The 14,311-nt window shown below is 63.3% G+C and carries 16 protein-coding genes, 1 tRNA gene and 1 pseudogene; 10 read left to right on the top strand and 8 right to left on the bottom strand.

Annotated elements, in window-relative coordinates; translation table 11 throughout:
- Nucleotides 1-4 precede the first annotated feature (4 nt).
- From DVR09_RS11115 to DVR09_RS11105, 3 genes are all read left to right on the top strand, one after another.
- Entirely contained in the window at nucleotides 5-232 is a 228-nt protein-coding gene (locus DVR09_RS11115) for a F0F1 ATP synthase subunit C (RefSeq protein ID WP_006832363.1), read from the top strand.
- Between the two features lie 79 nt (nucleotides 233-311).
- Nucleotides 312-806 carry a F0F1 ATP synthase subunit B family protein gene (locus tag DVR09_RS11110; RefSeq protein WP_115416984.1) on the top strand — a complete coding sequence of 165 codons (495 nt, stop codon included), beginning with the start codon at nucleotides 312-314 and terminating at the stop codon, nucleotides 804-806.
- A complete protein-coding gene (locus tag DVR09_RS11105; RefSeq protein WP_115416983.1) occupies nucleotides 799-1,377 on the top strand; it encodes a F0F1 ATP synthase subunit B family protein in 579 nt (192 codons plus the stop codon). Before DVR09_RS11110 ends, DVR09_RS11105 begins: the two co-directional genes overlap by 8 nt.
- A 58-nt stretch (nucleotides 1,378-1,435) precedes the next feature.
- Here the strand turns inward: DVR09_RS11105 and DVR09_RS11100 are convergent, their stop codons facing one another.
- From DVR09_RS11100 to aroA, 7 genes are all read right to left on the bottom strand, one after another.
- On the bottom strand, nucleotides 1,436-2,401 hold the full coding sequence (locus DVR09_RS11100) for an NADPH:quinone oxidoreductase family protein (protein WP_115416982.1): 966 nt from the start codon (nucleotides 2,399-2,401) through the stop codon (nucleotides 1,436-1,438).
- A 4-nt stretch (nucleotides 2,402-2,405) separates the two neighbouring features.
- Nucleotides 2,406-3,161: a hydroxyacylglutathione hydrolase gene (gene gloB / locus DVR09_RS11095; protein ID WP_115416981.1), complete on the bottom strand. Its 756-nt coding sequence runs from the start codon at nucleotides 3,159-3,161 to the stop codon at nucleotides 2,406-2,408.
- A 146-nt stretch (nucleotides 3,162-3,307) separates the two neighbouring features.
- Nucleotides 3,308-5,011, bottom strand: coding sequence for a 30S ribosomal protein S1 (gene rpsA, locus DVR09_RS11090; RefSeq protein WP_115416980.1), 1,704 nt, complete (start codon nucleotides 5,009-5,011; stop codon nucleotides 3,308-3,310).
- A 383-nt stretch (nucleotides 5,012-5,394) separates the two neighbouring features.
- The gene (locus tag DVR09_RS11085; protein ID WP_115417914.1) at nucleotides 5,395-6,345 is read right to left on the bottom strand and encodes a bifunctional helix-turn-helix transcriptional regulator/GNAT family N-acetyltransferase; all 951 of its coding nucleotides are present in this window, start codon (nucleotides 6,343-6,345) and stop codon (nucleotides 5,395-5,397) included.
- Nucleotides 6,346-6,432: 87 nt separating this feature from the next.
- Nucleotides 6,433-7,053: a (d)CMP kinase gene (locus tag DVR09_RS11080; RefSeq protein ID WP_115416979.1), complete on the bottom strand. Its 621-nt coding sequence runs from the start codon at nucleotides 7,051-7,053 to the stop codon at nucleotides 6,433-6,435.
- Nucleotides 7,050-7,265 carry a CBU_0592 family membrane protein gene (locus DVR09_RS11075; protein WP_115417913.1) on the bottom strand — a complete coding sequence of 72 codons (216 nt, stop codon included), beginning with the start codon at nucleotides 7,263-7,265 and terminating at the stop codon, nucleotides 7,050-7,052. The genes DVR09_RS11080 and DVR09_RS11075 overlap by 4 nt, the downstream gene beginning before the upstream one ends.
- Nucleotides 7,266-7,303: 38 nt before the next feature.
- Nucleotides 7,304-8,593, bottom strand: coding sequence for a 3-phosphoshikimate 1-carboxyvinyltransferase (gene aroA / locus DVR09_RS11070; RefSeq protein WP_115416978.1), 1,290 nt, complete (start codon nucleotides 8,591-8,593; stop codon nucleotides 7,304-7,306).
- Between the two features lie 190 nt (nucleotides 8,594-8,783).
- On the opposite strand from aroA, the gene DVR09_RS11065 reads away from it, so the two are divergent.
- From DVR09_RS11065 to rimM, 5 genes are all read left to right on the top strand, one after another.
- Nucleotides 8,784-9,128 carry a TIGR02300 family protein gene (locus DVR09_RS11065; RefSeq protein WP_115416977.1) on the top strand — a complete coding sequence of 115 codons (345 nt, stop codon included), beginning with the start codon at nucleotides 8,784-8,786 and terminating at the stop codon, nucleotides 9,126-9,128.
- A gap of 92 nt (nucleotides 9,129-9,220) precedes the next feature.
- Nucleotides 9,221-9,296 (top strand) — tRNA-Ala (locus tag DVR09_RS11060).
- Between the two features lie 321 nt (nucleotides 9,297-9,617).
- Nucleotides 9,618-11,105, top strand: a complete 1,488-nt coding sequence (gene ffh, locus DVR09_RS11055) for a signal recognition particle protein (RefSeq protein WP_115416976.1) — start codon at nucleotides 9,618-9,620, stop codon at nucleotides 11,103-11,105.
- A 34-nt stretch (nucleotides 11,106-11,139) separates the two neighbouring features.
- Nucleotides 11,140-11,607 carry a 30S ribosomal protein S16 gene (gene rpsP, locus DVR09_RS11050; protein ID WP_115416975.1) on the top strand — a complete coding sequence of 156 codons (468 nt, stop codon included), beginning with the start codon at nucleotides 11,140-11,142 and terminating at the stop codon, nucleotides 11,605-11,607.
- Between the two features lie 8 nt (nucleotides 11,608-11,615).
- On the top strand, nucleotides 11,616-12,101 hold the full coding sequence (gene rimM, locus DVR09_RS11045; RefSeq protein ID WP_115416974.1) for a ribosome maturation factor RimM: 486 nt from the start codon (nucleotides 11,616-11,618) through the stop codon (nucleotides 12,099-12,101).
- Here rimM and DVR09_RS11040 read toward each other — a convergent pair.
- Nucleotides 12,098-13,012, bottom strand: coding sequence for an NAD(P)/FAD-dependent oxidoreductase (locus DVR09_RS11040; protein ID WP_115416973.1), 915 nt, complete (start codon nucleotides 13,010-13,012; stop codon nucleotides 12,098-12,100). The genes rimM and DVR09_RS11040 overlap by 4 nt on opposite strands.
- A 206-nt stretch (nucleotides 13,013-13,218) precedes the next feature.
- Between DVR09_RS11040 and DVR09_RS11035 the strand changes: the two genes are divergently transcribed.
- Nucleotides 13,219-13,518 carry a hypothetical protein gene (locus tag DVR09_RS11035; RefSeq protein WP_115416972.1) on the top strand — a complete coding sequence of 100 codons (300 nt, stop codon included), beginning with the start codon at nucleotides 13,219-13,221 and terminating at the stop codon, nucleotides 13,516-13,518.
- A 59-nt stretch (nucleotides 13,519-13,577) separates the two neighbouring features.
- Nucleotides 13,578-14,301, top strand: a pseudogene (gene trmD, locus DVR09_RS11030) (tRNA (guanosine(37)-N1)-methyltransferase TrmD).
- The last annotated feature ends 10 nt before the right edge of the window (nucleotides 14,302-14,311 follow it).

The raw sequence follows: 14,311 nt of genomic DNA, 5'->3' as shown, positions 1-14,311 counted from the left end.
TGTCATGGAAATGGAAGCTGCAAAGCTCATCGGCGCTGGTCTCGCTGCAATCGGTGCCGGTATGGCCGCGATCGGCGTGGGTAACGTCTTCGGTTCGTTCCTCGAAAGCGCTCTGCGCAACCCGGGTGCGGCAGACGGCCAGCAGGGCCGCCTGTTCATCGGCTTCGCCGCCGCCGAACTTCTCGGTCTGCTGGCGTTCGTCGTCGCGATGATCCTGATCTTCGTCGCTTAATCGACGGACATGGATTTGAGCCGGTCGGGATCGTCCCGGCCGGCCCACGAATTTTCGTACCCGCCTTTCGAGAGCTGCAATGCCACAGATAGCACAGCTTGCCGAAACATGGTCCAGTCAGGTCTTCTGGCTGCTGGTCTTTTTCGGCATCACTTTCTTCGTCATCGGCAAGGGCATGGTGCCCAAGGTGATGGAAACCGTCGCCCAGCGTGACGGCCAGATCGCCGCCGACCTCGCCGCCGCCAAGGCCGCGCGGGACGCCGCCGACGAGCAGGAAGAGGCCTGGCGCGTGCGCGAGAACGAGAACCGCGCCGCCGCGCAGGCGATCGTCGCCAAGGCTAAGGACGAGGCTGCGGCCAAGTCCGAAACCAAGCTGAAAGCGGCGCAAGCGCGGCTCGACAAGAAGCTGGCCGAAGCCGAAAGCCGCATCGCCGAAGCCCGCAATGCGGCGCTCACCGAAGTGGAAGCGGTCGCGGTCGAAGCGGCGCAGGACATCGTCAAGACGCTTGCCGGCGTGAAGGTGACCAAGCCGACCGTTTCGAAGGCGGTGAAGGAGGCGATGGCCAATGGCTAATCCCACATCCCAGCTTCCCGAAGTGATCGCCACCGAAGCCGCGCAGGCCACTGTCGAGATCGACGCTGGGGCAGGCAAGCATGTCGAGCCCGAGCTGTGGGGCCTGGCGCCCTTCCAGATCGTCTCCATCTCGATGTTGGTTCTGCTGCTGATCGCTTTCTTCGGCGCCAAGGTTCACAAGACGATTGGCGGTGGACTCGATGGCAAGATCGCCGCGATCAAGGAACAGCTCGACGAAGCCAAGCAATTGCGCGCCGAAGCCGAAGCGTTGCGGCAGGAATATGCCGACAAGATCGCCGGTGCCGAGAAGGACGCGGAAGCCATGCTTGCCAATGCGCAGCATGAAGCCGACGCCCTGCTCGAAAAGGCGGAGGCCGACAGCAAGGCGATGGTCGAGCGCCGCAAGCGCATGGCCGAAGACAAGATCGCCGCTGCCGAACGTGAAGCGGTCGAAGACGTGCGCAACCGCGCCGTCAACGCCGCTACCACGGCGAGCCGCAAGCTGATTGCCGAAAAGCACGACGCCGAAGCCGATCAGGCCCTGGCCGACAAGGTGATCGCCGGGATCTGACCGGCGATTATCGGAAGAACAATCGCGAGGGCGGTCCTGTGGGGCCGCCCTTTTCGATTCAGGGCTCGAGCACGAGTTTCCCGATGATCTCGCCGCGCCGCATGGCGTCGAACGCCTCCCGCCATTGATCGAGGGGGAGGGTCCGGTCCACGTGCGGCACAATCTTTCCTTCTGCCGCAAGCCGGTCGACTTCCGCGGCGACGCGCGTCCCGCGTTCGGGAAAGCGCCGCGCATATTCGCCCGCGCGTACGCCGACGACCGAAAATCCCTTGATCAGCGGGATGTTGACCGCGATTTCGGGAATGCGGCCCGATACGAAGCCGATCACCAGCAGCTTGCCGCCAAAGGTGACGCAGCGCGTGCTCTCGTCGAATACGTCGCCGCCAACCGGATCGTAGACGAGGTCGCACAGCTTCCCGTGGGTAAGGTCCGAGATGTCCTCGCGAAACCGGCCGGTGTTGAGGATCGCCGTATCGGGCTGCGCGATTCTGCGTATAGGTTCGATCTTGTCCTCGCGATGCGTTGCCGCGATGACCTTCGCGCCGAGCGCGCGGGCGAGATCGCAGGCGGCCAGGCCCACGCCGCCGCTCGCGCCATGAATCAGGACGCTCTGCCCCGCCTCCAGCCCACCGATCTCGATCAACGCGACATAGGCCGTGTGATAGGCCGCCCCCATCGCCGCTGCGGTGCTGTAATCGAGGCCATCGGGGATCTTGCGCAATGTGGACGCTGACAGCGCGACATATTCGGCAAAGGCACCGGTCTTTGCCCCGCCACGTACTCTGTCGCCCGGCAAGAAGCCGCTATCCGCGGGCGCCTCGATCACTTCGCCTGCCATTTCGAGGCCGGAGACGAAGGGCGGATCGGGTTTGAACTGGTATTTGCCCTGCGTCATCAGCAAGTCTGGGTAGTTGAGCGAAGCCGCGCGCACACGCACCAACACTTCACCGTCGGGTCGCTCGATTTCGGCCAGTTCGACGCCCGACAGGTCGGGCGACAGCGTGCGAACCAGGAGGGCCTTCATCGGGTCAGAAATGGTCCTTGGCAGTGCGCAGCGCGGCGAATGTCTCCGCAGGACTGGTGCCACCCCACCGATCGCGCAGATCGGCATCGTCGGCGCGCAGGAAGGGGTTGGTTGCCAGTTCGCGCGAGAGCACTGTCGGTACGGTCGGTTCGCCCTTGGCGCGCTTCTCGTCGATGCGTGCGGCATAGAGCCGCAGTTCGGCATTGTCAGGGTCGGCATGAAGCGCGAACTTGGCGTTCGCCTGCGTATATTCATGTGCGCAATAGAGCAGCGTGTTTTCGGGCAGATTCCGAATGCGATCGAGGCTGTTCCAATACTGTTCCGGCACGCCTTCGAACATCCGGCCGCAACCGAGCGCGAAGACGCTGTCGCCCACGAAAGCCATATCTGCCTTGGCGATATGATACGCGATATGGCCATTGGTATGGCCGGAAACGTCGATCACGCGCGCCTGCCACTTGCCCAGCGACGCGCTGTCGCCATTGCCCACGACGCGGTCGATAGGACTGAGCTTCTCGACTTCCCTGGGCGCGACCACCGTTGCGCCGGTCGCCTCTACGATGGCCTTGTTCCCGCCCGCATGATCGGGATGCCAATGCGTGTTCCAGATCTGCGTGATTTCCCAGCCCTTAGCTTCGGCCTGCCTGAGGTATTCCGAGCCGTCCGGCGTATCGATGGCCGCAGTCTCGCCGCTATCGGGATCGTGGAGGAGGAATCCGTAATTGTCGGACAGGCAGGGGAACTGATGGACTTCGAGCATGGCGGGCAAGGTAAGCGCTGCCGCGCCAAAGGGAAAGGCCCGCCTGCCGGAGTTGCAAGCGGGCCTTCCTTTATCGTCTGGATCCCGGCCTGCGCGGGGATGACGGTGCGGTAAGCGCCCGCTTCGCGGGCGCCAACCTGTTACCGTCAGTCTTCTTTCTTCTTCAGCGCTTCGCCGAGGATGTCGCCGAGCGAGGCACCCGAATCCGACGAACCGAACTGTGCCACCGCTTCCTTCTCTTCGGCGATCTGACGCGCCTTGATCGAGAAGTTCGGCTTCTTGGAGCGATCGAAGCCGGTGACCATCGCGTCGACCTTACCGCCGACCTGGAAACGGTCGGGGCGCTGTTCGTCGCGGTCGCGGCCGAGGTCGCTACGCTTGATGAAGCCGGTCGCGCCGTCTTCGCCAACCTGCACTTCGAGGCCGCCATCGCGGACTTCGAGGACGGTGACGGTGACGGTTTCGCCCTTGCGGAGCGTGCCCGAAGCGCCCGCTTCGGTCGGTGCGCCCTTTTCGAGCTGCTTCATGCCGAGGCTGATGCGCTCCTTGTCGGTGTCGACGTCGAGCACCACGGCTTCGACCTGCTCGCCCTTGCGGTGCAGGGCGAGCGCGTCTTCACCCGAGATGCCCCAGGCGATGTCCGACATGTGGACCATGCCGTCCACGTCGCCATCGAGGCCGATGAAGAGACCGAATTCGGTGGCGTTCTTGACTTCGCCTTCGACCTTCGAGCCAACCGGGTGCTTCTCGGCGAACTCTTCCCACGGGTTGCGCTGGGCTTGCTTGAGGCCGAGGCTGATGCGACGCTTCTCGCTGTCGACCTCGAGGACCATGACTTCGACTTCTTGGCTGGTCGAAACGATCTTGCCCGGGTGGACGTTCTTCTTGGTCCAGCTCATTTCCGAAACGTGGACCAGGCCTTCGATGCCCGGTTCGATTTCGACGAATGCGCCGTATTCGGTGATGTTGGTCACGGTGCCCGTCAGCTTCATTCCGACCGGGTACTTGGCCGAAACGCCGTCCCACGGATCCGATTCTAGCTGCTTCATGCCGAGGCTGATGCGCTGGGTTTCTTCGTTGATGCGGATGATCTGGACGGTCACGGTCGCGCCGATTTCGATCATTTCGCTGGGGTGGTTGACGCGCTTGTAGCTCATGTCGGTGACGTGGAGCAGGCCGTCGATACCGCCGAGGTCGACGAATGCGCCGTAATCAGTGATGTTCTTGACCACGCCGTCGATCACCTGGCCTTCGGCCAGCTTGTCGATCAGCTCGCTGCGCTGTTCGGCGCGGGTTTCTTCGAGAACCGCACGGCGCGAGACGACGATGTTACCGCGGCGGCGGTCCATCTTGAGGATCTGGAAGGGCTGAGCCATGTCCATCAGCGGGGTGACGTCGCGCACGGGGCGAATGTCGACCTGGCTGCCGGGCAGGAAGGCCACGGCACCGTCGAGATCGACGGTGAAGCCGCCCTTAACGCGGCCGAAGATGCGGCCTTCGACGCGCTTGCCTTCGCCAAACTCGCTTTCGAGCTTGTCCCAGGCGGCTTCGCGGCGGGCGCGGTCGCGGCTGAGCATCGCTTCGCCTTCCGCGTTTTCGACGCGGTCGACATAGACTTCGACTTCGTCACCGACGCCGGGCGCGGTTTCGTTTTCGGAGCGCTGGAATTCCTTGAGGTCGACGCGGCCTTCGCTTTTCAGGCCGACATCGATGTGCGCCATGCCGTTTTCGATGGCGGTGACGGTGCCCTTGACGACGCGGCCTTCGAAGCCGCCGTCATCTGCGCCGCCGAGTTGCTCGTCGAGCATCGCGGCGAAATCGTCGCGAGTGGGGTTGGCTGCAGTTGCCATAATTGAGTAGTCCTAACGTTCGTTTTGCTACCGGCCACCGGTTTTACCGGGGTCTTTACCCGTCTGCCTGCGCACCATTGCACGGGCCGTACGGGGCAAGAGGGCCGACGTCTTCGCGAGGCCGGATGCCGCCGCGAAGGTTCTTCAATCGGAGATTGGGAGAACGGCCGCGCGCCTAGTCGAAACGGTGCCAAAAGGCAAGCGGTTTGCACGGACGCCGGGCAAAGCCATGGCTTGTATGCTGCACGGTAAAGGGGGGTTGGAGCATTGCCGATTCCGGAGCGGAAAACGACGGGGTTCGATAGTTTTCGCGGTTGGGCAACAGCATCTACCAGATCATGCCCGTGGCAAAGCGCCGCCGGAACGAGTCTCCCGTTCCGGCGCTAGGCCCCCTTGTAGAGCATGGCCACATCGCATCGTTCGTACCGTGCGGCGTAGGCGTCCAAAATCCCGCGATCGTGTTCGAAGCCGAGCTTTTCGTAGAGGTGTATTGCCGGTGCACACTTGCTGTTGGTGAGCAGATACAGCTTCTGCGCGCCGAGTTCGCGCGCGCGATCGATCATTCCGGCGAGCAGGAATTCCCCCGCCTTCAGCCCGCGCGCGCATTCGCGCACGCCCATCTTGGTCAGTTCGAAAGCGCCCGGGCCGGTCTTGAGCAGTGCGCAGGTCCCAACGATGCCAAGCCCCGCCGCTTCAACGAAGATGATGTCGCCTCCGGGATCGACTATCCGTTCCTGCGGATGTTCGAGGATTTCGCGGTCGGCCTTTTCCATCGCGAACATGCTCTCGATCCATTCGCGGTTGATGTCGTGGAACTCGCGGGCGAGGGCGGGCGTGTACTCGCGCAGGGTAAGCGTTTGCGGGCCGGTTCGTGCTGCGCGTTCCGCGATCGAGGCTTCGGCCAGAGCGTCTTCAATGATCGCCAGATGGTGGAGAAAATCGCCCTCGACGCGGGCAAGAATTTCCTCGGCTGCCGCGCCGACCCGCGGCCATACCTCGGTCGCGATGCGCAGCGCCATGCTCTGCCCCCGTTCGGTGAGCGCGATCATGCGGCTGCGCTGATCGGCGCAGGCCTCGTCCGTGGCAAGGCCCAGCTTTTTCAGGTGCCCAACCGTGCGCGTCATGCCAGGCTGGCTGGTCCCGCTCGCCTCGGCCAGCTGGCCGACGGTCTTGGGGCCGGTTCTCAGCGCCGCCATCGCCGTCATGTGGCCGGGCTGCAACGGAACCCCGGCATCGGTCAGGACGCTGGCCGCGCCCGCCTGCATGCGTTCACCGAGCCGCTTTAGCCTGCTGCCCAGAAAGGCTGGCCCCATCTGGGCGACGACATCGATCATGCGCATCTCCATAACCAGGTACATAACATGATATGGAGATGAGGGATCGCTGGCAACCGGGATGGATTTGGTTGCCGGACACCGGCCTCAGGAGATGGCTTGTTTCACTGCCTCGATCGCTGCGGCAATCGCTTCTTCCTTTCCGAGCGCGCTGGTATCGATCACCATAGCATCCTCGGCCGGGACCAATGGCGCCACCGCGCGATTGCGGTCGCGTTCGTCGCGGCGGCGCAGATCGTCGCGGATCTCCAACAGAGTGACCCCGGCCCCGCGCTCGCGCATTTCGAGGAAACGGCGCTGGGCGCGCGCTTCGACGCTGGCGGTGACGAAAAGTTTTGCGTCGGCTTCGGGTGCGATGACGGTGCCGATATCGCGTCCGTCCAGCACAGCTCCGCCTTCCTGGGTCGCAAAAGCCCGTTGCCGCTCGAACAGCGCCTGGCGCAGTGCTGGGTGCACCGAAACGCGGCTGGCGAGCCCGCCGGTTTCTTCATCGCGCAGTTGCGGATCGTCCAGCAGGCTGTCGGGAAAGCTGGCCGCCGCCAGCGCATCTCCGCCATCGTCGGGATCGCCCCCGTCGAGAAATACCTGTCGCCCGGCCGCGCGATAGAGCAATCCGGTATCGAGATGGGGCAGCCCAAAATGCCGGGCAAGCGCCTTGGCAATGGTGCCTTTCCCACTGGCGGTTGGTCCGTCGACGGCGATAATCATGCTTTCGTTCTCCGCGCGCGAAGCGCTTTTCCCAGGCCCCAGATGGCGATTGCCGCCCAGAACCCTTCGAGCACGAGGCTCGGCCAGTTGGTGTGGACCAGCAGCGATACGGTGAGCAGCGCGGCGCCGGTTAGGTTCGTGCCATGAAGAACGAAGGGGTTCGGTTCGTCGTTCCACGTCAGATAGGCATAGGCGCCGATGATGCAGCCCATGCCGACGAAACCAACAAGGGTGTAAATGTCGAGATCGATCACGAGGACGCCGTAGCCAGGAGGGCAGCGAAATTGGGAAAGCTGGTTGCGATGGGTTCGGTGCTGTCTATTTCTACCCCTTTACGGCTGACGAGACCGGCGATCGCCATGCTCATCGCGATACGATGATCGAGATGCGTGGCGATTGTGCCACCGCCGGGCAGAGGCTCGCCATGCGAACCTTCGATGATGAGTCCGTCATCCGTTTCTTCCAGCGTTACGCCAACCTCTTGCAGTGCCGTGGCCATAGCGGAGAGGCGGTCGCTTTCCTTGACGCGCAGTTCTTCCAGGCCGCTGGTCGTGGTGGTGCCTTCGGCCATTGCGGCCGCGACGAAGAGGATAGGAAATTCGTCGATCATGCTCGGCGCGATGGCGGGATCGACCTCGATCCCCCTGAGGTGCGAGTGTTTCACATGCAGATCGGCGACCGGCTCCCCGCCGACTTCGCGCTCGTCCAGCTTTTCGATATCGGCACCCATCAGCTCGAGCGTGCGGAAAATGCCATCGCGGGTCGGATTGAGGCCGACATTCTCGATCACGAGGTCGCTGCCCGGTACCACGCTGGCCGCCACGGCGAAGAAGGCGGCGGAGGACGGGTCGCCCGGCACGGCGATGTCGCAGGGGCGCAGCTCGGCGGGACTGTGAATGCGGATGACCCGCTCGCCATCGGCCTCCTCGACTGTCAGTTCGGCGCCGAACCCGCGCAGCATGCGCTCGGTATGATCGCGCGTCGGCACCGGCTCGATCACCGTAGTCGTGCCCGGTGTGTTCAGGCCGGCAAGCAGTACCGCGCTTTTCACCTGCGCGCTGGCCACAGGCAGGCGGTAGGTGATCGGCACGGCGGGCTGCATGCCCTCCATCGTCAGCGGCAACGTGCCGCCGGGGGAGGGGGTAAAGCTTGCGCCCATGGTCGAAAGCGGGTCGATAACCCGGTTCATCGGGCGTTTCGACAGGCTGGCATCGCCAGTGAAGGTCGCGGTGATTCCGTGGCTTGCGATCACGCCCATGAGGAGCCGTGTCGAAGTACCCGAATTGCCCATGTCGAGCGCCCGGTCGGGCTGCAATAGGCCGCCGACACCCACGCCGTGCACCACCCACTCATCGCCGTCGCGTTCGATGTGGACGCCCATTGCACGAATGGCTGCTGCGGTGGCGAGCACGTCTTCACCCTCGAGCAGGCCCGAAATGCGGGTGCGGCCCACGGCAAGCGCGCCGAACATCAACGAACGATGGCTGATCGATTTGTCGCCCGGAACGCGGATGCGTCCGGTCAGCGGGGGAGAGGGCATGAAGCGGTGGGTGGTCAATCGAGAGTCCCGTAATTGGCGATGGATACGGCTGCGGCGCTTTGACAGTGCACATGCGTTCTGGCAAGGCGCGCGCGCTGTTGATTCCTGCCCAGCGGGAACCCATCAAGACAATTGCGCATTCACGACCCTGCGGCGCTTCGCCGGGGGCGACAGACTCTAAGGATTACACATGGTCAAACCGGAATGGGGCACCAAGCGGACCTGCCCGAACTGCGGCACCCGCTTCTACGATCTGAACAAGGACGATCCGGTCACCTGCATCGAATGCGGGGAAGAATGGACGCCGGAACCGGTGCTCAAGTCGAAGCAGCCGATCATCGCCGAGGAAGAGAAGAAGGACAAGAAGGGCGAAGCCGATAGCGATCTGGGCGGCGACGACGACGATGACGATCTGGATATCGACATCGACGAGGACGATGATTCGCCCGATAACGAAGTCGATCTGGGCGGTGACGACGACCTTGGAGTAGAGACCAAGTCCAAGGGTGACGACGACGATTCCGACGATAGCTAATTTTGCTGTTGCATTGCGGGAGGGCTGCTTATATTGGGCGCCTCCCGCAAGGGTGACGCACCTCCCAGGATGCGTCGATTTGAAAATGGCACGGGGCCTTAGCTCAGCTGGGAGAGCGCTACAATGGCATTGTAGAGGTCAGCGGTTCGATCCCGCTAGGCTCCACCATTTCGGTTTCACCGTCTGTCGGCCCGTGTTGGGCTGCAAATGGCGGGTCCGTCCGCTTCCGGTGCTCACGACCTGATGGTCGCTGCGCTCCGGTTCTCCGGCCCCACCATTTTCGCCGTCAACACGAACCGGCATCCGGCGAAACCGCCGCGCGAGTTTGATGGTAGCAGGCCGTGGCGACGGCTGCGGCTTGCTTCCACCACACCCGGGCGCAAACTTGGGTTTCATCGGGGAATTCCCCACGCTGGCCGACGAGTTCTCGTCCGCCGGCGTTTTTCGCGTTTAATCCGGTGGTTCGCCATTGGGGAGGAGTAAGCAGGCATGTTCGATACTCTGTCCGACCGGCTCGGCAATGTCTTCGACCGCCTGAAAGGGCGCGGCGCACTGTCGGAGAACGACGTGCGCGAGGCGATGCGCGAGATTCGTATCGCGCTGCTCGAGGCCGATGTCGCGCTGCCCGTCGTGCGCCGCTTCATCGATACGGTGACCGAGAAGGCAATCGGTTCGGAAGTCCTGAAATCGGTCACGCCGGGGCAGCAGGTCGTCAAGATCGTCGATGACGAGCTTACTGCCATGCTCGGCGGCGGCGAGGATGCCGATCCTGCCGACCGCGAGCTGAACTTTGCCGCCAAGCCCCCGGTTGTCATCATGATGGTCGGCCTGCAGGGCTCGGGTAAGACGACCACCACCGCCAAGCTCGGCAAGCTGATCCGCGAAAAGCATGGCAAAAAGGCGCTGATGGCGTCGCTGGACGTCAATCGTCCCGCCGCGCAGGAACAGCTTAAGGTTCTCGGCGAGCAGGTCGAAGTGGCGACCCTGCCGATCATCGAAGGGCAGCAGCCGGTCGATATCGCCCGCCGCGCGATGGAAAGCGCCAAGCTCCAGGCTGCCGACGTGCTGCTGCTCGACACGGCGGGCCGCCTGCATGTCGACGAAGCGCTGATGGCAGAGATGAAGGCGATCGCCAGCGTCTCCGCGCCGACCGAAGTGCTGCTGGTGGTCGACAGCCTGACCGGCCAGGACGCGGTCAATGTCGCACAGAGCTTCACCGGCGAAGTGCCGCTGACCGGCGTGGTGCTGACCCGCATGGATGGCGATGCGCGCGGCGGTGCGGCGCTCTCGATGCGCTATGTCACCGGCAAGCCGATCAAATTTGCGGGTACGGGTGAAAAACTCGACGCGATCGAGGCGTTCGATCCCAAACGCGTGGCCGGCCGCATCCTGGGCATGGGCGATGTCGTGTCGCTGGTCGAGAAAGCCGCCGAAACCATCAAGCAGGACGAGGCCGAGGCGCTCGCCAAGAAGATGGCGAAGGGCCAGTTCGACCTCGAGGATCTGCGCATGCAACTGAAGCAGATGCAAAACATGGGCGGCCTCGGCATGCTTGCAGGGATGCTGCCGGGCATGAAAAAGGCCAAGGCAGCGATGGCGGCGTCGAACATGGACGACAAGGTGCTCGTTCACATGGATGCGATTATCGGATCGATGACGCCGAAGGAGCGCAAGAACCCCGCGCTGCTCAATGCCAAGCGCAAGAAACGCGTGGCCGCAGGTTCGGGGACGCAGGTGCAGGAGGTCAACAAGGTGCTGAAGATGCACCAGGAAATGTCCCGCGCAATGAAGCAGATCAAGAAGATGGGCGGCCTCAAGGGGCTCGGCGCGCTGTTCGGCGGCAGCGGGATGCCCGGAATGGGCAGCGGTGGCGGCATGGGCGGCATGCCCGGCCTCGGAGCGCCCGGGGCGAAGGGGCCGGGCGTCGATCCCAGCACGCTCCCGCCCGACCTGCAAGAAATGCTCAAGAAGAAATAAGTTTCAAAAGTTTACGTTCGAAAGGTAATATCAAATGGCAGTTGCAATCCGTCTTTCGCGTGGTGGTGCCAAGAAGCGCCCCTACTACCGTATCGTCGTCGCCGATTCGCGTTCGGCGCGTGACGGCAAGTATCTCGAGCAGATCGGCACCTACAACCCGATGCTGCCGAAGGATTCGGGCGAGCGTGTGAAGCTCAACGAAGACCGCGCGCGTCACTGGCTGTCGGTCGGCGCGAAACCTTCGGACCGCGTCCACCGTTTCTTTGATGCCGCAGGAATCCTCGAGCGCGCGCCGCGGAACAACCCGAAGAAGGGTGAGCCGGGCGAAGCCGCCAAGGAACGCGCCGAAGAAAAGGCCGCCAAGATCGCTGAAGCCGAGGAAGCCAAGAAGGCTGCCGAGGAAGAAGCCAAGGCTGCTGCCGAAGCTCCGGCGGAAGAGGCTGCTCCTGAGGAAGCCACCGAAGCCGCTTCGGAAGGTGCTGCTGAAGACAAGGGCGAGTAATCGCGGCCATGTCGGACAAGCCCGTTACGCTGGCTGCCGTCACCGGTGCGCATGGCGTCGCGGGCGAAGTTCGCCTGAAGCTTTTCGGCGAGGGTGTCGATGCGCTCAAACCGCTCAGGAGCTTCAATGGGGGGACGCTGACCCTCCTCAAAATCCGCGGCGACAACAAGGGCGGTGCCATCGCACGTTTTGCCGAGGTCACGGATCGTACCTCGGCCGAGCAGCTGCGCGGCACCGCTCTTTCCGTTTCTCGCGAGGTCTTGCCGGACCTTGCCGAAGACGAATTCTATTTCTCCGACCTGATCGGCCTTTCCGTTGTCACCGGCAGGGGCGATACGGTGGGCCGCGTCTGCGCGGTCGAGAATTTCGGCGCCACCGATATTGTCGAGATCGAGAGACCCGACGGCACAACATTCATGGTTCCCTTGACGAAGCAGGCCGTGCCCACCTGGGATAGCGAAACGCTGACCGTGAACGCCGACTTCGTCGATTAACGGCGCAGGGGCGCCTTCTCCGATAAATGGTTGCGGATGGTTGTAGCGGCGACACCTGCCTGCCCCATCGCGTGACTGATCTGGTCCAGCCCGAGGACCACATCGCCCGCAGCGAAAAGCCCCGGCACGCTGGTTTCCAGGTGGTCGTCGACGAGGATGCAGTCACCATCGCTCACTTTCGCGCCGCATTTCATGGCCAGCCCCGAACGCACGACCGATCCGAGTGCGGGATAGATGCTGTCGAACGCCATCCGGCCATCCGCGGTATCGCAGGCGAGCCTGCCGTTCTCGATCGCGAAACCGCCGCACGGTCCCGCGACGCGGGCGATTCCCGCCGCGTCCAACATCGCTGAACACCGCTCCGACACGTCATGATCGCCGCCGGGCGAGATCAATGTGAGATCCTTCGTATAGGTTCGGAGGAACTGAGCCTCTGCGGTGCCATGGTCGCCGGTGCCGATCACCGCGACACGTCTGTCGGTGACTTCGTAGCCATCGCAAACCGGACAATAGCGGATCAGGCCGCGCGCCATCGCTTCGTCATGGAGTTGCTCGTCGATCCCCTCGGGCCGGTTGTTGACCACGCCCGTGGCCAGCAGAACGGTACGCGCGCGATACTCCTCTTCGTCGCAGTGGACGGTGAAATATTCGCCATCGCGCTCGAGGTCGCTCACCCGCCTCGGCTCGCGTAGGGCTCCGTATTTCGCGGCCTGCTCGCGCATCCGTTCGAGCAGTTCGTTGCCGTTGATGCCGTCGGGAAAGCCGGCGTGGTTGTGGCTTGTCGGGATCCAGCTTGCCCGGCTTGTGCCGCAATCGAACAGGCGGATATCGAGGTGATACCGTGCAAGATAGATCGCCGCTGTTAGCCCCGCCGGGCCTGCGCCCACGATGATGCAGTCGTCGATCTCCATGGCAGGGATACGCGCGGGATCGGAAAGGGTGCCAGGTAAGACAGCCAGTGGCTTGGTGCGGGTGGGCGAGGAAAAAACGCTGTTCGCAGAGCTCGATCTGACAGAGATAGAACGGGCTTTGCGTTGCTCGCGGGAGACAGCCAAGTCTCGTGGTCTGAGATATGCAAGCTGCGCATCGGCATGCGCGCCAAGCCTAGGGGATCGAAATGTTCGATAGTGCGGTTTTCCTGATCGGCGCATATGGCGCGATGGCGGCAGGGCTCAGCGCCACCGTAGCCAAGGTCTCCCCGACGATCGGTCCGCGCCTTCGCCACCTGTTTTCGGGTGCGGCCCCGCTGGCGGCAGTGCTCGCCGCGCGCCTTGAAGGGGCCAGCAGCGTCACGTTGGACGGCATGGACCTGTTTTCAGCGGGCGGACTGGTAATCATCGGTGTGGTCACGTCGAGTGTCGTCGGTAGATTCGTGCCGACGATTGATTCCACCGATCGCCGCCTGACCACTCGTTGATCGCCTTCTTCGTTGGGCCGGGATGGAATTGACCGCAGTCTGACGCTAGGTGGCGGCGCATGACTTTCGCCGCCACCATTCTCACGCTCTATCCCGAGATGTTCCCTGGCCCGCTGGGTATAAGCCTTGCCGGGCGCGCGCTGGAGCGGGGGATTGGTCGTGCGAGACGGTGCAAATCCGGGATTTCGCGAAGGACAAGCATCGCACGGTCGACGATACGCCCGCAGGGGCGGGGCGGGCATGGTGCTGAAGCCCGATGTGATTGGTGCGGCGCTCGCCAGCGTAGGCACGGGCAGGCCAATTCTCGCCATGACGCCGCGCGGGAAGCCGATCACGCAGGCACGCATTCGCGAAATCGCACAAGGTCCGGGCGTTGCCATCCTGTGCGGTCGGTTCGAAGGCTTCGACGAACGGATTTTCGAGGCCTATCCGCAGATCGAACAGGTCAGCCTGGCCGATATCGTCCTGTCGGGCGGAGAGACCGCCGCCTTGGCCATTCTCGATGCTTGCATTCGCCTGCTTCCCGGAGTAATGGGCGCGCCCGATAGCGGAGTCGAAGAGAGCTACGAAAACGGCCTCATCGAATATCCGCAATATACCCGACCTCAGGAATGGGAAGGGCGCACGATCCCTGAAGTGCTGCGATCGGGGGATCATGCGAAAATCGCTGCCTGGCGCAAGGCGAGGAGCGAGGAAGACACACGGTTACGCAGGCCGGACCTTTGGGAACGTTATAGTGACGTTCGGGACCGATCTGCCTCTGGCGCGCGGCGAAAAGATTAAGGATATGGTT

Source organism: Erythrobacter aureus, from assembly GCF_003355455.1.
GTDB classification, from domain to species: Bacteria; Pseudomonadota; Alphaproteobacteria; order Sphingomonadales; family Sphingomonadaceae; genus Qipengyuania; species Qipengyuania aurea.
This window is presented reverse-complemented; position numbering and strand designations above follow the sequence as displayed.